Here is a 21,728-nt window from a genome sequence, read left to right as displayed (position 1 = left end):
CTTCTCTCGTTGATTCTTGCCGATAACGTCCGAGCCTCAACGAGAGGACCGTATCTCCTTGCGGCCCTCTGGGTGAACTGCTTTTTTTGGCCCGCTCTTTAGCGGGCTTTTTTCGTTGGCTGTCGCACGGTATTGAGTTGGAAGCTGATGACTCTCCGAAGAGTCCTCCACTGTCTCTCCGAGCTGATGCTCTTCGCTCTTTACTTGCCGGCGAAAAAAAGGCGTTCGTTACTTACTACAGCCGTTGCGTCCCTTAGCCTGCCAGACAAACCTCAATTCCTTGACTCGTTTCTAGCGTGGCCGAAACGTCGGTTTCGCTTCGTTTCGCGTGGAGGCTATGAAAAGACGACTGTCTCGGTTCTCAACTCGAGTGCGAGGGTTTGCCTGGCAGAAGCGCTCATCCGCGAGCGCTATATCGGCGGACACCGGTCACGCACTTGTCTGTCGCGCTACGCTGCTGGTGGACCACTCCTGCGCTCCCTTCTAGCGTCAAGACGAAACACCGTTTCGCCGCCCAACACAAAAGCAAGGTTGCTGTCCAACAAATGCCCAATCATGTTCCAAAAAAATGCAAGTATCGTTAAATTGACGCTTAAGAACCAAGACGGGCATCCGTTAACTCAGTTTCTCTCAAAGAACATGGTCCTCGGGTTAAAGACATGTTCATTCTGGCCGCCCCGCTTTGCGGGCGGCTTTTTTTTGCCGGAAGTAGTAAGGGCTTTTGCTATGGAAACGGCGAGGTGCCGAGAACGCGAGAACGGACGCTCGGTAGGCAGGAATGCAGGCGAACTGATCTGGACGCCAGGATCAACCGACTATACAAACAACGCTATGGTCCAGTTCCTTCACTGATTTAACAGACACCGTCCAGCATAGCCGTCCGAATAACCGAGAATTCATACGGTGCACATCGAGCAATATCTTGCGAATGCCACTCTCGAGACAAGACCCGCGCGTGTTGGAAGAGCACTCGACGCCTTCTCGCAAAGCGGTGCATATCAAGCTTGAGAGCAGAAGAGACAATTCACACGGCGACTTGGACCGCAACAAAATTGGACATGCATCCGCGCAACGACGCACTGCGCCAATCGACTAACGATTGAAGCGCACTGCACGCTCGCGAGCGAAAGCAATCATGGCGCGCTGAGCAAGCTCGCCACATGAGCCGAGCGCGTCTCATCGGCAATTTCCCGCGCAGTCTTGCCGCGGTCATCCTTCAAATCCCGATTCGCGCCACGAGCAAGCAGTATCGACGCAGTCTGCGCTCGATCGTATCCCGCCGCCCACATGAGCGCCGTCAGATGATTGTGATACGCGGCGTTCACGTCGACACCCGAGTCTAATAGACGCTGCACGATCGCGGTTTGCCCGAGTCCAGCCGCATATTCCATCGCTGTCTTGCCTACGCGATCCGTCGCCGCCGCATCCGCGTGTCGCGCAATAAGCAACGCCACGATTTCATCGTTGCCGTCGAACGCGGCAGCCATCAACGGTGTGATGCCCTGCACGTCAGCCTGGCTCACATTAGCGCCGCGCTCGATCAACAAGTGCGCCATCGGCGTCATGCCGCGCTTGCATGCGCTGATGAGCGGCGTGTCGCCTATACGGTTACGCGAATCGATCTTCGCGCCTTGATCGAGTAGCTCGACCACAGCATGCGTGTCGCCATTGCGAGTCGCGTTAAGCAAGCGTTCGTTGAGCGCATAGGCATCGTCATCGGCATGAACGGAGTCGAGCAACGCAAGCGTCATGCATGCGAACACGAGTGCTTTGCTAATCGGTATGGAAAAGGTCATTGCAGATTAGCGACGTAGTTCGCAAGATTCTCGATGTCCGCGTCGGTCAGGTTCTTCGTCACGCTCGTCATGTTGCCCGCATCGTTCGTGCGCTTCTTCGCGCGGAAGTCCTGCAGTTGCTTCACGATATACGGATACTGCTGACCCGCGACCCGCGGTATTTCGTTCTGCCCTTTCATGCCGCCGAGATGGCACATCGTGCAGAGCACTTCATCGGACTTCTTTTTGCCCGCCTCCACCTTGACCGGGTCGGCCTTGAAATCGATCGACACGAGTGTCTGCGCCGCGAAGTAATCGGCGAGATCGTGCATGTCTTCCGACGACAGATTGGCGGCCATCGGCGACATGCGTGGATCGCTTCGACGGCCTGCCTTGAAATCGCGTAATTCAAGGAACAGATAGCGCGATGTCTGACCCGCGAGCGATGGATAATCGCCGCTCGTCGAATTGCCGTTCTGCCCGTGGCATGCAACGCATACGACGGCTTTGGCGGCGCCGGCCTGCGCATCGGCGCGCGCGAACGCTGGCATTAAAAACAACAGGCAAGCGACCATTCCCGCTACACGAATGCGTTCGTCTCTCTTGCGTTTCGATGGACGCATCGTCACCTCAAGGCAGCGCAAACACGAGAAGGCTATTGCCACGCTTGAAGTCCAGCTGCGTGTTGCCGCCCGCCGCGACCGCGACGTATTGCTTGCCGTTCACCATGTACGACACGGCCGGTGCGTTCACGCCCGCACCGCATTGGAACTCCCACAACTTGCGGCCGGTACTCGCATCGAAGGCGCGAAAGAGGCCATTACCCTCACCGTTGAAGACAAGTCCTCCCGCAGTCGCGAGCACGCCGCCAATCAAGGGCTGATCCGTCTTGTAACCCCATGCGATCTTGCCGGTATCGACATTCACCGCAACCAGCTTGCCCCACTGTTGCTCGGCTGGAATAGTCTTGAATGCCCCGCCGAGCCATAGTTTTCCGCCGGGATAAGCGGCGTCTTCAACCTGATACGTCATCGGTTGATGCAAGTTTGCCGCATACGCCATGCGCGTCTTCGGATTGAATGCCATGGGCGACCATTCGACGCCACCGTTCGCGCCCGGCAGCATGCGCGCGCCGGTCGCTGTCGGCAAGGTCCAGACGCCTTCTTGAGGAATCATCGCTTCGGAAATGCGGATGATGTGACCGTCGCGGCGATCATGCACATAGACGAATCCGGTCTTGCCGCCATGAATGATGGCCGGAACCATCTGTCCGCTCTTGTCCTTTACGTCGATGAGGATTGGTGGGCTCACTGCATCCAGATCCCACATATCGTGCGCGATGTATTGGTAATGCCATTTGTACTTGCCGGTATCGAGATCGATGGCGACGAGCGAATCGGTGTAGAGATTGTCGCCAGGACGAATGGCGCCATGAAGGTCCGGCGAGGGATTGCCCACTACGAAATACACCGTACGTGTCGCGCGATCGACCGCAGGCGCCATCCACACACCGCCGCCAAGCGTCTTCTCGAAGTCGTGGCCTTTTTCCGCGAGCGTCTTTTTCTCCGCCTCGATATCGCGCTTCATGTTGCGGCCCGCGGCGTCGTTCTCGGCCCACACGCCTTCGCTGCCGGAGTCGGGAATGGTGTAGAAGGTCCAGAGCAATTGACCTGAGTTCGCGTCGAATGCCTTGACGAAACCACGTATGCCGTACTCGCCGCCGTTCGTGCCGATCAACACCTTGCCATCGACGACGACCGGCGCCATCGTTTCCGAATAGCCGTCCTCCGGGTCCGCGATCTGCGAGGTCCACACGACGCTGCCGGTCTTTGCATCGAGCGCGACGAGCTTGGCGTCGAGCGTGCCCATATACAGGCGGTCGCCGGATATGGCGACGCCGCGATTATTCGGTCCGCAGCAAAAGGTCGTAACCGGTCCCATCTTGTGCTTGTAATGCCAGAACTCCTTGCCGGTGACCGCGTCGATTGCATAGACGTGGTTGTAGGAGGTCGTGAGAAACATGACGCCGTTGGATACGATCGGCGCGGTTTCCATCGACTCCATCACCGCCGTCTGGAAGATAAATGCCGGCTTCAGCTTGGCTACGTTTGAACGATTGATCTGCGCTGCCGGCGCATAACGCGTCTCGGCATACGATCCGTTCGAATGCAGCCATGAGGCGCTGTCGTTCGCGGCGGCATCGAGTTGCGCCTGCGATATCGGCCGCAATGACGTGGGAACCGGCGCTGTGGCCGTAGTGTTGGCGTTCTGGATTTCGTCGGCAGAGTAAGCCGCAGGCGCTGTAATCATTCCGAAAGCGCCGACAAGAGCCGCGACTGAACCAAGCAAAGCACGGGGATAGCCTGCCATGACGGTCTCCTTATTCGTTTTCTTCTGCGCCTGTGGGCTGGATTCGAAATGCGCGTCGCGAAACGCGCGGAATCCGAGAAAAAGCATAGGCAATTTAACGAGGCACTTCCAGAGCGTATTGATACCAGCCGCGCGGCTCGTGCCAAGCGATTCATTCTTCAGCCGACACTTCTATCACCTATATACCCTTCCCGACACGGCCCAAGCTCACACATACGAATCCATTACACGTAAATTAATGGCGCATTCTTGAATGTTCGAAAGCCCATATTCCTTAGCGATTAAACGCTCGTTCTATTCCATTCGGCCTACTACGGCTTACCAAAATAAAAATTCATAACCCCTTCTTGTTCCTTCCTTAAACGTCTCTTGTCGGGAGAATCGCCATGCTTGAAAAAGTCGCGAAGTGCTTGGCCGTGGGTGTGCTTATTTCGGCTTCCTCATTTATCTACGCACACGATTACGACGATGTCCCTACCGGCCGGTGCACGCTTCCACAAGGAACGATTTCTCTCGTCGAACGACAGCTTTACACCGTCGTCAATCTATCCGACTCGAACGGCGGAATTTTCAAGCCCAACCGGATGTGGGCCGCCATCGTCGACCGCGAGGGTCATCTATGTTCGGTCACCAAGACCGGCGATGCATGGCCTGGCAGTCGCGCCATAGCAATAGCCAAGGCGTACACCGCAAACGGTTTTAGCAACGATGCGCTTGCGCTTTCCACCGCAAATCTTTATGCCGCCACGCAGCCGGGCGGATCGCTTTATGGGTTGAACAATTCCAATCCCTTCGACGCGCGCTTCCTGGAGCAAGGAAGCGGGATCAACCATAGCGTGGGCGGTGTGATCACCTTCGGCGGCGGCGTGGCGCTCTACGCCGGTGGAAAAGTAATTGGCGGCCTTGGCGTGAGCGGTGACAGTTCGTGCGCGGACCATGCGATTGCCTATCGCATGCGCAAGCTTGCAGGACTTGGCTCCGTGCCTGCTGGCGAAGGACCGAACAACACTGACAATATCAAATACTCGACCGGAGCCTCGCCGATGGGATTCGAACAGCCTCACTGCTTCCCGAGCGATCTAAGCGCAAGCGGAGTCGAGAATATTCCGCACTGACCGCCTTCAATGACGCGACGGGCAGAGGACGGCCCGTCCGACTGATCGGCATCGACGTGTTTTGAGCGCATAAGCGATAAGCGCCCTGTCGATGAGCAAACGATTGCGCCGCTGTCAAAGCCGAAACCAAATGAAGTCGCTTGCCATTAACTGATAGACGCATCTTTTTAGCTTTTGCTTAACGACGCATCGTTCTTTGCGGCATTGTCCATTGCAAGCGAATGAGACTCTCACGCTTAGGTAGCGGAAAATTGCAAGGTACTAAGCCTACGAGCTTCGGCACCACGACTTTCTTAGCCAAAAGCTACTCGCATACGTTTGCCACCGTCTCAGCGGCGAATGTCGACCTATAGTCGCCTAAAAAAACTAACGACCTCTTTAGAAGCACGTTAAGCTATTTCTGCTATAGCAAAAAAATTGCATGCTGTTGGTCAACCGCAAGTAAGACATCCCCGTTAGCTATCGATGCCAGGCATCCGCATGGTAGCGACCTCTTCGCTTGCCGTGATGGACATCGAGCCGAATTCTCTGCAGAGGATCCAGACCTGCTTCGTTTGAAGCGGCCTGTCTCATCCCTCGGCTAGAAAAATCCTCAAAGACTTTTTCTTTTCTCCCCTTCATTTCCTTTACTAGAGACATGAAGGCAGAAAGCCAATCGAATTATTACCAAAAATTTCCTAAACGTTTTTTTTAATGACGCAAAGGCCTTGGAGATTAGTGCGTTGAAGATCCTACATAGCGAGTCCTCGAAGGGATGGGGCGGTCAGGAAATCCGTACGCTCAAGGAGATGGTCGCGCTGCGTGAGTGCGGCCATAGCGTGGAACTGCTGTGTCCGAGCGATGCACGTCTCGGCATTCGTTCAACCGAGCTTGGCTTCGCCGTGCACCACGCGCGCATGCGAAGCGGCGGCGACGTGCGCTCCATGATGAGAATCAAGGCGCTGTTGCAACGCCGTGCTTACGATGTGCTCAACACGCACAGCGGTCACGACAGTCTGGTTGCCGGCACGGCCGCCCGATTGGCGGGAACGCCTCTCGTCGTGCGTACGCGGCATCTCGCATTGCCTATCAGTTCCCTCGCTACTTATACGTGGATTCCTCATCGCGTCATCGCGGTCAGTCATTTCGTGCGCCGCTATCTGATCTCGGCTGGGGTCTCCGAGAAGCGCGTGGAGACTATCCACGACGGCATCGCGACCGAGCGCGCCACGCATTCGTCGCTGCGAGACGAACTCAAACTCGGGCCGGATGCAACCATCGCATGCATGGTGGCGATCATGCGCGACGAGAAGGGACACGAAGATCTGATCGACGCGGTACGGCCTTTATTCAACACGCATCCACACCTGCATATCGTGATGGCCGGGGATGGTCCCGCTTTCGAACGCATAGAAGGCATCGTGACGCGTCTGGGTCTTGCGAGTCGCATCCATCTGCTCGGTTTTCGTACCGACGTCCCCAACATTTTGCGAGGCAGTGATTTCTTCGTGCTGCCGACGCATCAGGAAGCGCTCGGCCAAGCGTTCATCGAAGCGATGGCCGCGGGCCTGCCCGTCATCGGCACGAGTGTGGACGGCGTGCCCGAATTGATCGAAGACGATGTAAATGGTCTGCTGGTACCGCCGCGCAATCCGCCGGCATTGCGCGCGGCTATCGCTCGCATGATCGACGAACCCGGCTTACGTGAACGTCTGCGCACCAATGGCATGCGTATCACCGAACGCGGCTTCACCATTGCAAACATGGCATACGAAACCGCGCTCTTCTACCGGCGCGCATTGAAAGAGAGGGAAACTCGCCGATGAAACAACAAGCGCGCGCCATTCCCGTGTTGATGTATCACCACGTCAGTCCGTCGCCGGGCATGATCACCGTCAAGCCCGAGCATTTTGCGGAGCAAATGGCGTATCTCGCGAGCGCGGGGTATCGCACGATCGGCGCCGTGCAACTCGCGGCGTTTCTACGCGGCGAAGAGATGCCGGAGCGCTCGTTCGTCATTACCTTCGACGATGGCTATCTGGATAACTGGGTCCATGCACATCCGGTGCTGCAGCGTCACGGATTTACCGCACTGTGCTTTCTCGTCAGCAACTGGCCGGGCGATGGCAACGTGCGGCCCAATGCAGCCAACGCGCCAGCCCATGCATTGCCCGCACTGCTCGACCATCACGCGGGCGAACGCGCTATCGAAGAAGGACGCGCCGACGACACGATCCTGCGCTGGTCAGAAATCGATGCGATGCGCCATGCCGGCACGTTCGAATTTCATAGCCATACGCATACGCATGTTCGTTGGGACCAGAAGACCGCATCGGCCGATGAGAAGCGGCAGCGCCTCAGTGAAGATTTGAAGACTTCGCGCGCGACCTTGAACGCGCGGCTGGGCCAGGTATCGGACCATCTATGCTGGCCGCAAGGCTATTACGACGAGGACTATCGCGAAGTCGCACTGGACGCGGGCTTTAGCCACTTTTATACCTGTCATCCCGGGACCAATTCGCGCGGACAAGAGGCATCGAACGAAGCGCGTGGATCGATCCGACGTCTCGAGGTGAGAGATCGCCCGGCATCGTGGCTTCGTTCGCGTATGTGGGTGCATAGCCGGCCGTTGGTGAGCCGCGCTTACCTCAGCGTCAAGCGGTAAGCGGTAAGCGATAGCCGAACCCGATCTGCGCTCAGTCCTGCTCTCGCCGCACGCGCGCGTCTTCTTCCAGGCGCGTGTCTTCGATCTCTTGCAACACGCTATCGAGATCGACAGGGCCAGTGGGCGCTTCGACGTGACCGGTCAATGCGACATCGACATGCAGGCCGCCCGCTTCGAACAGCGACCATATCTCCGTTCCGTAGTCGGTGCGCAGAAGTTTTGGCGCGAACTGACCGAAGTAACTCGCGAGGTTGTCGACGTCGCGCTTGAGCATGGGCGCGGCTTCGTTGTTGCCCGCCGCATCGACGGCCTGAGGCAAGTCGATGATCACCGGACCTTCGGCCGCCAGCAAAATGTTGTATTCCGACAAGTCGCCGTGAATCACGCCCGCGCACAGCATGCGCACAACTTGCTTGAGCAGCATTGCGTGCAGTTCCAGCGCGCGTGCTTCGGTCAGGTGAACGTCGTTGAGGCGCGGCGCCACGTTTCCCGAATCATCGACGACGAGTTCCATCAGCAACACGCCGTCGGTGCAGATGAAGGGTTGAGGCACGCGCACGCCCGCATTGGCCAGGCGAAACAGCGCATCGACCTCGGCGTTCTGCCACAACGCTTCCTGCATTTCGCGGCCGTAACGCGTGCCTTTTTCCATCGCGCGCGCTTGCCGGCTGTTCTTGACCTTGCGGCCATCCCGATACGACGATGCCTGCCGGAAGCTGCGCTGCTTCGCGTCCTTGTAGACCTTGGCGCAACGCGTCGCGTCTTGGCAGCGCACGACGTAGACGGTAGCTTCCTTGCCGCTCATGAGCTGGCTGATGACCTCGTCGATGAGTCCTTCTTCGAGAAGCGGTATGAGGCGTTTAGGCGTTTTCATGCGAGCCTCGGATGGGGCTCGTGGCGCGAGCGTTCGAGATGCGTAACGTTCCGCAAGCGGAAGACTGGCGGACCGACGCCATGGAAAAGAGCGGCGCAGCCAAAGGGCAGATTGTGCGATTCATGCCGAATTATACGGGGGTGCGCGCGGACGGCCGCCTCGGCTCCTGTTCGCGCGCCAGAACCACCTCCGCCATTGCTCCCACGCCTCCCGGCGCGTCGTGGATCGCAACCACGCCGCCGTGCGCCCGCACGATCTCCTTGGCAATCGCGAGTCCAAGTCCGCTGCCTTCTTCTGCCGATGCCCGGAAGAACGGCTCGAAAACGCGCTCGCGCAACGTCGCCGGAATGCCCGGCCCTTCATCCACGACGCTGACGGTCACGTTCACGTGCGTTTCCTTGGCATCGACCGTGACGCGCGTGCCGCGCGGCGAGTAGCGTATGGCGTTATCGATGAGATTGGAAAACACGGCCGACAAGAGCGGCTCGCTTCCCGTCACGACGAGCGCACCTTCGAACGCTACAGCCAGTTCGATATCGCGCCGCCGCGCCACGAGCGCGAGCTTCTCGACGGCCAGCGTGATGACCGCGCGTAAGTCCACCGCCTCGCCTTCGTAAGCGGTGTAGTCGGCGGCTTCGGCCTGGGCGAGCATGAGAAGCTGATTGATCAGCGTCACCATTGCGCGGTTGCTTTGATGCATGGCAGTGAGCGTTTCCCTCACTTCGTCTAAACCGTGCTGGCGGCGCGCGTACTGAAGCTGCGACCCGAGCAACGTAAGCGGCGTGCGTATCTGATGCGCGGCATCGGCGATGAACCGGCGCTGCGTCGCCGTTTGCCGTTCGATGACATCGAGCGATGCATTGAACGCCGTGACGAGTGGATGCAGTTCCACCGGAAGACCTGTCGCGTCGATTCGCTCCTTGCTCTTGAGCGGATGAACGGCCAAGCCGCTCGCGAGCTTCTCGAGTGGTCGCAACTCGAGTGCGAGCCCGGTGCAGATCAGGATCATGGCAACCGCGATGCTGCCGAGAATATAAGCAATCTGCGGCGTCCAGAGCGATGCAACCAGCGCGTCGCGGGCAACGAGCGTGCGGCCTATGGAGACGACCAGTTCGATGGTTTTGCCATTGTCGAACATGGCGCGTTTAAGCGATACGGCGCGAATGGGCGAGCCTGCCACCTGCGCGTCGTACCACTGCGGAGAGGCGCTCAGACGCGTCCGCGGAAAGTCGGATGTTCCCGCGATCACCGCGCCGCCCGCGATCTCGATGCGATAGAACACTTGATCGCCTTCGGGCGTGCCGACGATCTGAATCGTGCTCGGCGATACCGAAGCCACCAGATCGTTGTCGTTCCAGCGCACATCGGCGGCCATCACGCGTGCAGCGGCAAGCAACGCCGCGTCCTGCAGCAGATCGGCCGTGCGCCGCGCGTTCAAGTGCGTGGCCCATCCCGCGACGATCCCGAAGATCGTCGTCGGAACGATCAGCCAGATCAGGAGCCGCGCGCGCAGGCTATGCTTGCGGCTCTTCATGTTCCAGCAGATAGCCGAGCCCGCGCAACGTAATGATCGCCGCCGTGCTCTTTTCGATTTTCTTCCTGACCCGCGAGACGTAGATCTCGATGGCGTCGCCGCTCGGTGGCGCGTCGCGGTCGTTCAAGGCTTCGGCGAGCACGGCCTTCGAGACCGTCCGCCCGGTTTGCAGAATGAGCGCTTCGAGTACCGCGTGTTCGCGCGGCGTGAGCGACAGCGCGTCATCGCCGACGAAAAATTGCCGCCGGTCCATGTCGTAGAGCAAGGTGCCGCAGCGTAAGCGGTTCGAGCGCACCGGCGCGTGCCGCCGCGCAAGCGCCTTGATACGCGCGATCAGTTCGCGTTCGTCGAACGGCTTGACGACGTAATCGTCGGCGCCATCCGCCAGGCAAATCACCTTTTCGCCGATGTCGCCCGTGGCCGTCAGAACCAGCACGGGCGTGTCGTTGGCCTGGTCGCGCATGCGCCGCAGGACCGCCTTGCCCGACATGCCGGGCAGGTTGAGGTCGAGCAGCACGACGTCATAGCGCGTGCCGGCGAGCGCCGCTCCGGCGGTTTCGCCATCGGGCACATGCTCGACGAGGAAGCCCTCGTCGGTCAGCGTCTTGCTCAGCCAGTGCGCCAGCTGGCGGTTGTCTTCGATCAGCAGAAGTTTCATTGCTCCGGAACGCTTTGCCACCGGTATCCATTGCGGGCTTCGCGCGACCGGTAAAGGACGAGCGTCGCGATTGCGCCGCACAGCGCGGCCACGGCCATCCATGCGCCGGGCGCCGCCTTGTCGCCGGTGAAGTGGATCAGCGAAGTCGATATGGCCGGCGTGAAGCCTCCCACCATCGTGGCGAGGCTGTACGCCATCGAAAAACCGGTCGTGCGCACGTTCGCCGGCATCAGCTCGGTGAGCGCGACCACCATCGCCCCGTTGTACCACGCATAGAGCACCGAGAGCCACAGTTCCACCGCGAGCAGACGCTCGAACGACGGCGCCGCGACGAGCCATTGCATCGCCGGATACGAGGTCAGGATGGTCAGCGCGGTAAAGATGAGCAGGATGGGCCGCCTGCCGACGCGGTCGGACACGGCGCCGGAAATGGGCAGCCACACGAGGTTCGACACGCCCACGCAGACGGTGACGATAAGCGAATCGAGCGACGAAAGATGCAGCACCGATCGGCCGAAAGTGGGCGTGTAGGTCGTGATCAGATAGAACGACGCGGTCGTCATGATGACGAGCCCCATGCCCGCCACAATCAGCCCGGCGTTCTCGACCATCGACATCATGATCTCGCCCATGCTCGGATGATGCTTGCGCGCGGCGAACTCGTCGGTCTCGCGCAGCGTGCGGCGAATCATGAACAGGAACGGCACGATCAGGCAGCCGATCAGAAACGGGATACGCCAGCCCCATGCGTTGACGTCGGCGACCGGCAGCAACTGATTCAGCAGCACGCCGAGCGAAGCCGCGAAGATCACCGCCACTTGCTGGCTGCCGGATTGCCACGAGCAGAAGAAGCCACGCTTGCCCGGCGTCGCGATCTCGGCGAGATAAACCGACACGCCGCCCAGTTCGACACCGGCCGAAAAGCCCTGCAGCAACCGCCCGATCAGCACGACGATGGGTGCCGCCACGCCAATCGACGCGTAGCCGGGAACGAACGCCACGCACGCGGTGCCCACGGCCATGAGCCATAGCGAGAGGATCAGGCCGCGACGACGCCCGTGGCGATCGACATACGCGCCGAGCACGAGCGCGCCGACCGGACGCATGACGAAGCCCGCGCCGAACACCGAGAGCGAGAGAAGCAGCGATACGAACTCGTTATCCGAGGGAAAGAACGTGTGCGCAATCGCGCTCGCGTAATAAGCGTAGACGGTGAAGTCGAACATCTCGAGAAAGTTGCCGCTGACCACGCGGAACACTGATCGAAACGGCGATTCGGTACGGTCTTGAATAACGGGTGCCATGAGGTCCCCTTCTGCAAAAGGACGAGTTGCGTCACCGGCGCGGCACGGCGAGCGCCGGAAGAAAAAAGTCATGCGATGCCTGTGAGTGAAGCGGTCAACCGATTTCCATGACCGCCTTACCGGACTGACGACGTTCTTCGAGCGCGGCATGCGCCGCCTCGACGTTATCCATCGTGTAGCGCCCGTTGATCTCCACGCGCAACGCGCCTTCGACGATGGCGGCGAAGATGTCGTCGGCGCGTCGCTGCACGGTGGTCGCATCGGCGAGATGGTCGGCCAGGCGCGGGCGCGTGAGAAAGAGCGAACCGGCCTCGCCGAGTTCGTACGGATCGAGGTCGCGCATGGGACCGGTGACGGACCCGTAGTTCACGATGAGTCCGCGCACACGCGCTGCCCGGAAGCTGTCGCGCAGGGTAGTCTTGCCGACCGCGTCGAACACGACGTCGACGCCACGGCCGTTGGTCAACTCGCGGGTGCGATCCGCGAAGCCGCCGTTCCCGTAGAGCAGCACGTGATCGGCGCCGCGCGCCTTTGCGATGGCCGCCTTGTCCAGAGTGCTCGTCGTCGCGAATACTTCCACGCCGCGCCGTTTTGCCAACTGCACGAGCAACTGGCCGATGCCGCCCGATGCCGCATGCACGAGGCAAGTCATTCCCGCTTCGAGCCTTGCCACGTCGTCGAGCAGATAGTGCGCGGTCGAACCCTGGAAGATCGACGCGGCCGCGACGTCATAAGCAATCGCGTCCGGAATGCCTGCAAGCCGCGCAGCGGGCACGATCGCATAGTCGGCGTAGGCGCCCCACGAGATGCACCACGCGACTCGGTCGCCCTTGCCGCACGAGGTCACGCCCGCGCCCACGGCAACCACTTCGCCCGCGCCTTCCATGCCGAGCGTGCATGGAATGCTCACGGGATAGGTCCGCGAATCGCGATACTTGCCTTGTCGCGTGTGAACGTCCATGAAGTTGATGCCGGCCGCGACGACGCGCACCAGCACTTCTCCCGCACGCGGCTTCGGAATCTCGATATCGACGCGCCGCAGCACTTCGGGTCCGCCGTACTCGTGAATTTGAATGGCTCGCATCGGCATGTCTCCATTGAAATGAAGGTCGCGGCGCGTCAGTGCGCGTCGGCGACGAAACGGTCGGTCCAGGTTCGCGTGAGATCGACGTGACGCGCCGATACCTCGGTATCGATGTCCGCAAGGGTCGCGAGCACGGTCGATGGCGCACCGGCAGGCATCCGGCCTGTCGAGGAGAACGCCGGCTTCATCACGGACAAGGCTTGGCGGTAGATTGCCGGGTCGTTGCCCTTGAGCGATGCCGGCATGGCGGCCTCGATATCGGCCTCGCTGTGTGTGCCGATGAAGCGCAGCGCGTCGAGCAACGCGTGCGCGAGCCGGCCGGTTTCAACCGGATGCGCGTCGATCCAGTCGCGCCGCATATAAAGACAGGCACCGACGTATGGGCCGCCCAGTTGCCTTTGCGTATCGGCGACACTGCGTAAGTCGACGAGCGGCTTTGCCGCGCCGCGCGACAAGAGGCGCGTGGCGGTGGGCTCCTCGGTCATGACGGCATCGACATCGCCGCTCGAAAGCGCTTTGTCGAAGGCGGCTTCATTGGCCAGCGGAACGATGGTGTAGGCGTCGGGCGCGAGGCCGGCGCGCGTGGCGAGGTAGCGCGTGAGAAAGTAAGTCGATGAACCGAAGCCCGTGACGCCGAGGCGCCGGCCTTTGGCATCGGCCATGTTGCGCATGCCGTTCGTGCCAAGCTCGATGAGTCCGGCCGACTGCCCGAGAACGATGACGGACTGCACGTCCATGCCGCGGCTTTGCAGACCGATGGTGTGATCGTAGAAGCCCACCGCGCCTTCGATTGCGCCCGCGACCAGTTCGGTGGAAGTATCGATGCCGGCCGGCACGGACAGCACGCGCACGTCGAGCCCTTCCTTTCGGAAGTAACCAAGCCGATCCGCGAGCACGACAGGCAGATAGATGAGCTTGGCCGCGCCGCCGGTCATGAGCCGGATCGGCTGCGCGAGGCTCACTTGAGCCACGCATGACGCGATCAGGCAAATGAGTGCGCGGCCAAACGTTCCTGCACGACGCGGCATCGAAGTCTCCTTGTTATCTGGGCGCCTGTCGTCGCAGGCGTCGTGATGTCGAGGAGTATAAGAAACCGCGCCCTTCTGAATGCTTTCCGCGAAGCATCTCTTTTCTACGTAGTTTCCCGACGCGCGAACGGTATGCGTTCGCGCGCGGCCTCAAACCGGATGCTGATCCGTTCGCATGCCGAGCTCGGTTACGCTCTCCTGAGTTTTGGAAGAGCGAATAAACCGTTTGGCGAGAAACGCGCGAATCGGCTCTTCCACGAACTTCGTCAGGAGCACCGCGCACACGATGGTAATCGCGCAAGTTGCCAGCATGGGCGCTACCGCATACTGGTTCGCTTTTCCGAAGTACATAAAGACCGCCTGCCCGATCGGATAGTGGATCAGATAAATCGGGTAGGAAATCCAGCCAAGAAAACGCGCGATATTGATATCCACCGCCGATGTGCAACGTACAGTCGATCCGAACGCCACCAGCCAGGGCGCGACGCCGAAGATAATGAACATCGGGTAAATCCCGTGCAGCGACATGGGAAAGAAAAACAGAACGAGTACGAGCGTGAATAGAAAGTAAATATTGGCGAACGCGCGAGGTACGATCGCGGTCGCGATTCTCGTGATCGAATCTTTCTTGTTGTAGAGAAATACACCCACCAGGAAACCGAAGGCCACGCGGAAAAATCCGCCGTCGAACCGGCTGCCGGACCAGCCCTGCTCGAAATCGAACAGACCGTGGCCATGCAGGTCGATGGTCGTCAGCGCGCTCGTCGTCAGGAACGCCGCCGCGCTCAGAAGGATCATCTTGAATATCGAGCGCATTTGCAGCCTGACGATCAACACGAACGAAAGGCTGGCCACCATTTCGAAGAAGAGCGACCACGCGGGCGGATTACTGGGGAAAATGGGACCGCCCAGCTCGCCGATATACGGCGCGAGAAACGAGTTATAGAGCGTCGAAGAAATGATGTTCCCCGACGAGAAGTTCGTGAGCCCCTCGCGCCCCGCCTCGATGAAAACGGGTAGCCCGATCAGCAGCGAAAATATGAGCATCGGATAAAGCCGGATAATGCGCCTCTTTATATATTCCGCGTTGGTCATGCCGTTCTGCAACCGCGCGCCGTAAGAATGCGCGATGACAAAACCGCTCAGCACGAAAAATAAATCGACCGCTTCATAAGCGTTCCTGAAAAGCATTTCCTGACTGAGGTGGGAAATCATGACCGCGAGCGCGGCCACGCCCCTGAGGCCGTCCAGCGCCTCATATCTATTGTTGGTCTCTGCCATTAATCCCTCGCTGCCTTTTTTGTTAGGTTTGCGCGAATTTACCAATCGTGAAAATTTTGAAAAGTGCGGTGGAGTACGGTGTCCCGATACTCGTGCAGAACATAATCTTACGATTTTCTAATTTACCGAATGTATTTGTAATTATCTGCGGCCGAGGCTTAGCTCGTCTCTTCTAACGCATAGCAATGGATTGCGCAAAGGCTTCACGGAACATCGGAACCAGGCGCTTGTTGCCGAATTCGCTCAGGTGATCCGCGTCGTAGTACAGCGGTCTCAGTTGTTGACTCGCCCAGCATCGCCCGTGATCGCAAAGGCGCGGCTTGGGATCGAGAAGTTTGATGCCGCATTGCACCGCCGCCGCTTCCTGCGCCATCCGCACGACATGGTTACGCCTGTCGTAGTCGTCGAGCGGAATGGACAGGTCGTTGGTGCCCCGCTTGAACATCAACTGACGCGACACGGCTTGCGGCACCTCGAATGGCATCTCCGGCACCGGCTGCACGAGATAGACCGGATGCGACTTCGCGATCAGACAAGCCGATGCCACGAGATGCTGCGCATACTCCGCGAGGAACGCGGGCGTCGGCGAATCGTACGGGCGCGAGAAATAGACCAGCGGATGGTGACTGAGTGCGCTGCCATCGATCGGACCCAACGCATAGTCCGACGTGCGATTGACGATCAACACGGGGATGGCCGAGTCGATCGATGCCAGCTTGCGCAAGGCCCAAGCGTTGAAGTTGGCGCATTGCTCGTCGGCATCGCGCGAACCCGGGACCGCATGCTCACCGTAGATCGTCGGACAGCCCGAGTAACTCAGCTCCATGATCGAACCGTTGGGCAGTGCTTTCTGGACGGCGCTCACCATTGCATCGGCGTGGCTGTCGCCGAGCACGATCGCCCGAAGTGGACCACTGCCGAACGTACAAGCCGGCGATTTGCCTCCGGACGACGCGAGGCATTGGTCGCGCATCGGGCTGAAATCGAGTTGCTCGTTCGCGGCCATGTCCCACAACTCCGGCACGCGGTTGGGGACGTGCTGATATCGCGCGCCAATGGCGACGAGGGTCACGCCTACCATCGCCGTGCCCAGATACAGCAAGCGTGCGGGCTTCGTCGCGCGAGCGAGATATGCGCGCGTCGGCCGTTCGATGAGTTGATAAGACGCCTCGCCAAGCAGCACGGCCGCAACGATACCGCCCGCGATACTCATGGGATCGTGCAGACGATCGGAGTAGACCAGCAACACCGCGACCGGCCAGTGCCAAAGGTAGAGCGAATACGAACGCGTGCCGAGCCATTGCACGATGCCGTTGCCCGTGAACATGGAGCGCTGTCTCGATGCCGCGATGACCAATGCCGCGCCGAGCACGGGCACGATTGCAAAGCCGCCGGGCCAACTGAGGCTGGAATCGAAGCGCACGACCGCCAGCGCGATCAACGCAAGTCCGACGCCTTCGAGCACACGCGTGAGCGCGGCGGGCAACTTGCGCTGTCCGGCGTAAAGCCAGACCATGCCTCCGGCGAGCATTTCCCACGCGCGGCTTGGCAGGAGATAGAACGCGGCGTCGGGCCAGCGCGACGTGGCATAAATCGACCAACTCAGCGACGCCACGCCTGCAGCGGACAACAGCGCAATGACCCCGGCTCTGCGCCGCCAGCGCCATGCGAATGCGGCTGCGAGCGGCAGCAACAGATAGAACTGCCATTCCACGGACAACGACCACGTGTGCAGGAGCCACTTCTCATGCGACGCCGAATCGAAATAGCCTGAGCGTCTCCAGAAAAGGACATTGGAAACGAACGTGAGCGCGGAGGCCGCGTTAAGCGAGAGCTCCCGATAATCGACATGCACGAGCCAGAACCAACCGACTCCGAGCAAGACTACGCACAACGCGATAAGCGGCGGCACGATACGCACCGCGCGCGACAGATAGAAATCGACCAGCGAGAAGCGGCCGCGCTCGAGCGCCGCGACGACAATTCCAGTCATCAGAAAGCCAGAAATGACGAAGAACACATCGACCCCGGCGAAGCCGCCGGAAAAACCCGGAATGCCGAAGTGAAAGAGGACGACGGGAAGCACTGCCCACGCGCGCAGGCCATTGATGTCGTAGCGGAACGCCGTGCGGACGGCGGATTCCGCGCGCCGTTCGCCAGCAAGGCCCGTCTCGGCGGGCATTCTCGTTGTTTGCATGGATTCGTTTCTAAGGTCTGGATGGATCGAGGCGCCGTCTAAAGAATTACGGCGCCGCCTCCTTCAGCAATCGTAAGAACAATAACCGGGTTGTTTTGTTGCTTCCGCTGAAAACGATGTCGCTGGGTTCGTTAGCGCACCAGGAGTGTTCGCGACGTGCCAGCGGCACGCGGTTAGATAGGCCGCCAGCAAAGGGCCGAGCGGCGATGCGGTCCAAGTGTTCACCCTGAAAACGAAGAAAGCGTTGAGTTGTTCTCGCGCCACGACATGTTGTTTGTTCGATTATTCGCCGCACGCGGTTGACCTCGCCCTCCCGACGTCACGCAAACGTCAATGGTTCGAACAAGAGTGTTAATCTCCCCGACGGTGGCTTGAAAGCATCAAGTCCCGTACTCGTTGACGCACAAGCGTTCGTCTCAATTCGACGCCGGATTTGTCGGCACGCGGATTGCCTTAGACGCTTCCATGCCGCGGGATCTGCTCGCGGCCGACTATCAACATCAAGAGGACAATATGAAGATCGTAACTAAAGGCATTCTTGTCTCGGCACTGACGCTCGGCTTGTCGTGCGGCGCGTTCGCGCAAGGGAATGGCGCGGGCGAGCCGGGCAGCAACGGCGCGGGTCGGGGTGGCGTCGGCGTCGGTACGCCCAACGGCGACGGCGAAACCGGCTCGCCTTCGGGCCCGACCGGCAAGCACTCGACGTTTCCCAAGAAGCACTCGAAGGCCAAGAAGAGCAGCAGTACGACGACGAACGCCGCGCCGCAGTAAGGCAATTTAGTCGCGGATTCAATCGCGCATCGAGAATCAGGCGGGCATGCTCCTGTTGGCGCGTGCCCGTTCGCCGCTCAAGCCTCTGCTTTGAGAAGTCGAGCGCATGTCCAAGTACTTGAGGCGAAACCGACAACGCCCACGCCTCGAAGCCATCCCATTCCTAGAGCCGGAAATTCTCCCGGAGGGTGGCAATGAGCAAGTCGATCGCTTCGCTACCACGGCCGCCGGCATCCCGCATCAAAACCACTTCGTGGTCCACGACGCGCGGCAGCTTGTCCAACACTCTCATCTCTTCGCTCACGCGCGCGCGGTCCAACAGCGTGACCGCAAGCCCGGATTCGACGCATGCCTTGATGGCCTGGCTCGAAGCGCTATCGAGTATTACCCGCCAAGTTCGCCCGGCGCGTTCCAGCGCATCGGTCATCGCTGCACGATACGGGCAAGGCTCGGCATAAAGAGCCAACGGAAGCGGACGGCTCTCGTCCAGCGTGAATGCCGCGCTTCCGACCCATACCGGCGTAGTCACTGTCAGCACCTCAGCGGGCCTGCTTGCCTTGATAGGCTGAACCAATAGCGCCACATCGAGCTTGCCCCGGCCCACCTGGTCACGCAGTTTGAGACTCGGTGCGGTCCTCACTTCGAGCACGACGTTGGGCCACGTTGTCGAAAAGCCGGGGAGAATGTCGCGAATCACATGCGATGCATATTCATCCGGCACACCCAGCACGACCCTCCCCGCCAGCGCTTTCCCATGAAAATCCTGCAAAACACGGTCGTGCGCGTTTAGTAGCTCACTCGTACTGGAAAGTAACCGCTTGCCGAGCACGGTGAGCGTCACCGCCTGATTGTCCCGATCGAGCAAGCGGCCGCCAGCAATCGCTTCGAGGCGCTGAATGTGAATGCTGATCGCGGCCGGGCTCTTGTGCACGAACTCCGCTGCCGAGCGAAATTTGCCGAGTCGCGCTACCGCGTGAAACGTGCGCAACAGTTCGATGTCGAGGACCGCTTCCATGGTGGTTTAACCGAATTGAACGAGATGGTCAGTATATTTTGATTTTCGAATCGTCGTGCACTGTCTACGCTAGGTGCATGACCAAGCTCTCGACACCTTGCCCGACATCCCGCCCGCTCGCACTGCGGCCGCTGCGCTTGCCTTTACCGGCATTGGAAGCGTTGATGATCGTCGCGTGGAGCTCCGGCTTCGTCGGCATGCGCTTTTCCGCCGACTACGCACCAGTTTTCCTCGTGGTGTTATGGCGTTGCGCGGTGGTCTCGCTTTGCCTGCTTCCGTTCGTGGCGCGCGAAATCATGCGCACGCCGCCCGCCGTGTTACTGCGGCACGGCGTGATCGGCTTATTCGCGATGGCGGGCTATATCGCCGGCATCGGAAAGGGCATTGAACTCGGGGTATCGGCGGGACTTTCTGCGCTGATCGCAAACCTTCTGCCTGTCGGTACGGTGGTGATTTCGTGCGTGTTTTTCAGCGAGCGTGGTTCACGCCGGACGTGGCTTGGCATGGCGCTGGGCGTGGCAGGCGTGCTATTCGTCAGTCGCGATGCTTTTACACTTGGTTCTGCTCCTGTGTGGGCGTACGGCCTGCCGGTGGCAGGCATGGCGTCCTTGGCCGTGGCTACGGTGTGGCAGCAACGCGCGTCCGGTCGTCTTGGCTCGCTAAGTCTATTGGCCACCCTTTGGCTCCATTGCAGCGTGACGTGCGTGGTTTTTCTCGGCCTGCAGACATTTCAAGGAAGCATCGCGCCGGTTGCCACCACGGGATTCGCCGCCAGCGTGGTCTGGACGGCGCTCCTCTCCACGATTGGCGGATATGGTCTGTACTGGTTATGTCTGAAGCGTTCGTCAGCGGCGAGAGTATCGAGCGTCCTTTTCTTGAGCCCATCGGTCACGCTCGTATGGGCATGGGCCATGTTCGGTGAACCACTTTCCTGGTCGATGCTTGCCGGAACCGTCGTGGCGGCGACAGGGATCGTCTTGATGACGCGAACGCCTGTGCCGAGTTGACGGTCGACATTTCACATGACGCTGAAACATGCCGCAGTCGACTGTCGCAAAATGACTTGAGCATCATCTGCTTGTCCCTTGACCCGAAGGAGGACACGATGGCTCAACGCATCTTCCAGACAATCGAACCGAAGATTCTTTACTTCGGCACACCGGTCGCTCTGATCAGCTCGCTCAACGAGGACGGCACGACCAATCTCGCGCCGATGTCGTCGTTCTGGGCGCTCGGCTGGACGCTCATGCTCGGCTTGCTGGACGAGACAAAGACGGCTGAAAATCTCGAACGGCATGCGGAATGTGTGATCAATCTTCCGTCGCCGGAGATGTGGAAGCAGGTCGAAAAACTCGCGCCTTTGACTGGAAAGAACCCCGTCCCCGAGTTGAAGAAAAAGCAATTTCGCTTCGAGAAGTGCAAGTTCGAGGAAGCGGGGTTCACTCAGCTCGCCAGTGATTGCGTGAAGCCTTATCGCGTTGCTGAGTGTCCCATGCATCTGGAGGCTCGCGTGCGGCACATTCACCGAATGGGCGGCGAGAAACTTCAAGCGCTTGGCGGTGGCGTCGCCGCAGAAGTCGAGATCGTTCGCGTACATGCAGACGAGGCCTTCGTCAAGAACATGCACCATATCGATGCCAAAAAATGGTCACCGCTGGTCTATAACTTCCGCCACTACTTCAGACTCGCCGATCACGAACTCGGAAAGACGTTCAGAGCGTGAGGGTCGAGCAAGGAACTCAGCCGCGTATCCGAACGACGAGACCGCAGACTGATACTTTCTTGCATACACGCCAGCCATTGGCCGTTCTTTGAAGATTCGCGCGAGACACCGGTGCAAGGTCACTTCCTTTTGCGGAAGCCGGAAACCCACGCGCGGCCTGCTGCCCACCGCTCATCCCCGGCCATCAACAAGGTTTTCCCTCCCCTACCTGTTCCGGGTGGGTTGCCTCCCACTCCTAGGTATTACCGTGACGTTACGAGCCCGTCATTGGCCTGCCGCCGTATGCGGCGAGGCCAGAAAAATACCAAGGAGACAACAATGCAACCCAGGTTCCTCACGGCCGCTTCAGGCGCCG

18 protein-coding genes are annotated in these 21,728 nt (G+C 59.8%); 6 read left to right on the top strand and 12 right to left on the bottom strand.

The features are described from left to right. Positions 1-1,133: 1,133 nt before the first annotated feature. The 3 genes from NCR98_RS24405 to NCR98_RS24395 are packed head-to-tail and all read right to left on the bottom strand — an operon-like array spanning position 1,134 to position 4,145. Complete coding sequence (locus NCR98_RS24405) at positions 1,134-1,751, bottom strand: ankyrin repeat domain-containing protein (RefSeq protein ID WP_250527568.1); 618 nt, start codon at positions 1,749-1,751, stop codon at positions 1,134-1,136. A 41-nt stretch (positions 1,752-1,792) separates the two neighbouring features. After that, positions 1,793-2,350 (bottom strand): c-type cytochrome, encoded by a 558-nt coding sequence (locus NCR98_RS24400; protein ID WP_250527567.1) that lies wholly within the window; start codon positions 2,348-2,350, stop codon positions 1,793-1,795. A 55-nt stretch (positions 2,351-2,405) separates the two neighbouring features. Further along, positions 2,406-4,145, bottom strand: a complete 1,740-nt coding sequence (locus NCR98_RS24395; RefSeq protein WP_250527565.1) for a pyrroloquinoline quinone-dependent dehydrogenase — start codon at positions 4,143-4,145, stop codon at positions 2,406-2,408. A 386-nt stretch (positions 4,146-4,531) separates the two neighbouring features. On the opposite strand from NCR98_RS24395, the gene NCR98_RS24390 reads away from it, so the two are divergent. The 3 genes from NCR98_RS24390 (at position 4,532) to NCR98_RS24380 (ending at position 7,904) form a co-directional block, all read left to right on the top strand. Then, entirely contained in the window at positions 4,532-5,260 is a 729-nt protein-coding gene (locus NCR98_RS24390) for a GlcG/HbpS family heme-binding protein (RefSeq protein ID WP_244830334.1), read from the top strand. A gap of 722 nt (positions 5,261-5,982) precedes the next feature. Then, positions 5,983-7,065: a glycosyltransferase family 4 protein gene (locus NCR98_RS24385; RefSeq protein WP_250527564.1), complete on the top strand. Its 1,083-nt coding sequence runs from the start codon at positions 5,983-5,985 to the stop codon at positions 7,063-7,065. Beyond that, on the top strand, positions 7,062-7,904 hold the full coding sequence (locus NCR98_RS24380; protein WP_250527563.1) for a polysaccharide deacetylase family protein: 843 nt from the start codon (positions 7,062-7,064) through the stop codon (positions 7,902-7,904). Before NCR98_RS24385 ends, NCR98_RS24380 begins: the two co-directional genes overlap by 4 nt. 31 nt (positions 7,905-7,935) lie before the next feature. On the opposite strand, the gene NCR98_RS24375 is transcribed toward NCR98_RS24380, so the two are convergent. The 8 genes from NCR98_RS24375 to NCR98_RS24340 all read right to left on the bottom strand — a co-directional run bounded on the left by NCR98_RS24375 (position 7,936) and on the right by NCR98_RS24340 (position 17,864). Beyond that, entirely contained in the window at positions 7,936-8,778 is an 843-nt protein-coding gene (locus NCR98_RS24375; RefSeq protein ID WP_250527562.1) for a PA4780 family RIO1-like protein kinase, read from the bottom strand. A gap of 130 nt (positions 8,779-8,908) precedes the next feature. After that, positions 8,909-10,312 carry a sensor histidine kinase gene (locus NCR98_RS24370; RefSeq protein WP_250527561.1) on the bottom strand — a complete coding sequence of 468 codons (1,404 nt, stop codon included), beginning with the start codon at positions 10,310-10,312 and terminating at the stop codon, positions 8,909-8,911. Continuing rightward, on the bottom strand, positions 10,293-10,970 hold the full coding sequence (locus NCR98_RS24365) for a response regulator transcription factor (protein ID WP_244830328.1): 678 nt from the start codon (positions 10,968-10,970) through the stop codon (positions 10,293-10,295). The genes NCR98_RS24370 and NCR98_RS24365 overlap by 20 nt, the downstream gene beginning before the upstream one ends. Then, positions 10,967-12,274: an MFS transporter gene (locus tag NCR98_RS24360; protein ID WP_250527560.1), complete on the bottom strand. Its 1,308-nt coding sequence runs from the start codon at positions 12,272-12,274 to the stop codon at positions 10,967-10,969. Before NCR98_RS24360 ends, NCR98_RS24365 begins: the two co-directional genes overlap by 4 nt. A 94-nt stretch (positions 12,275-12,368) precedes the next feature. After that, complete coding sequence (locus tag NCR98_RS24355) at positions 12,369-13,358, bottom strand: quinone oxidoreductase family protein (protein ID WP_250527559.1); 990 nt, start codon at positions 13,356-13,358, stop codon at positions 12,369-12,371. Between the two features lie 35 nt (positions 13,359-13,393). Beyond that, a complete protein-coding gene (locus tag NCR98_RS24350) occupies positions 13,394-14,386 on the bottom strand; it encodes an ABC transporter substrate-binding protein (protein WP_250527558.1) in 993 nt (330 codons plus the stop codon). A gap of 150 nt (positions 14,387-14,536) precedes the next feature. Beyond that, positions 14,537-15,667 (bottom strand): acyltransferase family protein, encoded by a 1,131-nt coding sequence (locus NCR98_RS24345; protein ID WP_250527557.1) that lies wholly within the window; start codon positions 15,665-15,667, stop codon positions 14,537-14,539. Positions 15,668-15,839: 172 nt separating this feature from the next. Further along, complete coding sequence (locus NCR98_RS24340; RefSeq protein WP_250527556.1) at positions 15,840-17,864, bottom strand: acyltransferase family protein; 2,025 nt, start codon at positions 17,862-17,864, stop codon at positions 15,840-15,842. 513 nt (positions 17,865-18,377) lie between these two features. Between NCR98_RS24340 and NCR98_RS24335 the strand changes: the two genes are divergently transcribed. Continuing rightward, a complete protein-coding gene (locus tag NCR98_RS24335) occupies positions 18,378-18,635 on the top strand; it encodes a hypothetical protein (protein ID WP_244830318.1) in 258 nt (85 codons plus the stop codon). A 163-nt stretch (positions 18,636-18,798) separates the two neighbouring features. Here NCR98_RS24335 and NCR98_RS24330 read toward each other — a convergent pair whose 3' ends face one another. Then, a complete protein-coding gene (locus NCR98_RS24330) occupies positions 18,799-19,650 on the bottom strand; it encodes a LysR substrate-binding domain-containing protein (RefSeq protein ID WP_250527555.1) in 852 nt (283 codons plus the stop codon). 77 nt (positions 19,651-19,727) lie between these two features. On the opposite strand from NCR98_RS24330, the gene NCR98_RS24325 reads away from it, so the two are divergent. Both NCR98_RS24325 and NCR98_RS24320 read left to right on the top strand, forming a co-directional pair. After that, positions 19,728-20,657, top strand: coding sequence for a DMT family transporter (locus NCR98_RS24325; protein WP_250527554.1), 930 nt, complete (start codon positions 19,728-19,730; stop codon positions 20,655-20,657). A gap of 98 nt (positions 20,658-20,755) precedes the next feature. Beyond that, a complete protein-coding gene (locus NCR98_RS24320) occupies positions 20,756-21,373 on the top strand; it encodes a flavin reductase family protein (RefSeq protein WP_250527553.1) in 618 nt (205 codons plus the stop codon). Positions 21,374-21,728 lie beyond the last annotated feature (355 nt).

The sequence above is a fragment of the Caballeronia sp. GAWG2-1 genome, assembly GCF_023631405.1.
Lineage (GTDB): Bacteria > Pseudomonadota > Gammaproteobacteria > Burkholderiales > Burkholderiaceae > Caballeronia.
Note: the sequence above shows the minus strand (reverse complement) of the source record. Positions and strands in the feature narration are given on the sequence as shown.

Coding starts and splice junctions, on each gene's coding strand:
- NCR98_RS24390 (WP_244830334.1), top strand. CDS start 4,532: ATGCTTGAAAAAGTCGCGAAGTGCTTGGCCGTGGGTGTGCTTATTTCG.
- NCR98_RS24375 (WP_250527562.1), bottom strand. CDS start 8,778: ATGAAAACGCCTAAACGCCTCATACCGCTTCTCGAAGAAGGACTCATC.
- NCR98_RS24405 (WP_250527568.1), bottom strand. CDS start 1,751: ATGACGCTTGCGTTGCTCGACTCCGTTCATGCCGATGACGATGCCTAT.
- NCR98_RS24355 (WP_250527559.1), bottom strand. CDS start 13,358: ATGCGAGCCATTCAAATTCACGAGTACGGCGGACCCGAAGTGCTGCGG.
- NCR98_RS24400 (WP_250527567.1), bottom strand. CDS start 2,350: ATGGTCGCTTGCCTGTTGTTTTTAATGCCAGCGTTCGCGCGCGCCGAT.
- NCR98_RS24380 (WP_250527563.1), top strand. CDS start 7,062: ATGAAACAACAAGCGCGCGCCATTCCCGTGTTGATGTATCACCACGTC.
- NCR98_RS24335 (WP_244830318.1), top strand. CDS start 18,378: ATGAAGATCGTAACTAAAGGCATTCTTGTCTCGGCACTGACGCTCGGC.
- NCR98_RS24330 (WP_250527555.1), bottom strand. CDS start 19,650: ATGGAAGCGGTCCTCGACATCGAACTGTTGCGCACGTTTCACGCGGTA.
- NCR98_RS24370 (WP_250527561.1), bottom strand. CDS start 10,312: ATGAAGAGCCGCAAGCATAGCCTGCGCGCGCGGCTCCTGATCTGGCTG.
- NCR98_RS24320 (WP_250527553.1), top strand. CDS start 20,756: ATGGCTCAACGCATCTTCCAGACAATCGAACCGAAGATTCTTTACTTC.
- NCR98_RS24350 (WP_250527558.1), bottom strand. CDS start 14,386: ATGCCGCGTCGTGCAGGAACGTTTGGCCGCGCACTCATTTGCCTGATC.
- NCR98_RS24365 (WP_244830328.1), bottom strand. CDS start 10,970: ATGAAACTTCTGCTGATCGAAGACAACCGCCAGCTGGCGCACTGGCTG.
- NCR98_RS24345 (WP_250527557.1), bottom strand. CDS start 15,667: ATGGCAGAGACCAACAATAGATATGAGGCGCTGGACGGCCTCAGGGGC.
- NCR98_RS24360 (WP_250527560.1), bottom strand. CDS start 12,274: ATGGCACCCGTTATTCAAGACCGTACCGAATCGCCGTTTCGATCAGTG.
- NCR98_RS24325 (WP_250527554.1), top strand. CDS start 19,728: ATGACCAAGCTCTCGACACCTTGCCCGACATCCCGCCCGCTCGCACTG.
- NCR98_RS24395 (WP_250527565.1), bottom strand. CDS start 4,145: ATGGCAGGCTATCCCCGTGCTTTGCTTGGTTCAGTCGCGGCTCTTGTC.
- NCR98_RS24340 (WP_250527556.1), bottom strand. CDS start 17,864: ATGCAAACAACGAGAATGCCCGCCGAGACGGGCCTTGCTGGCGAACGG.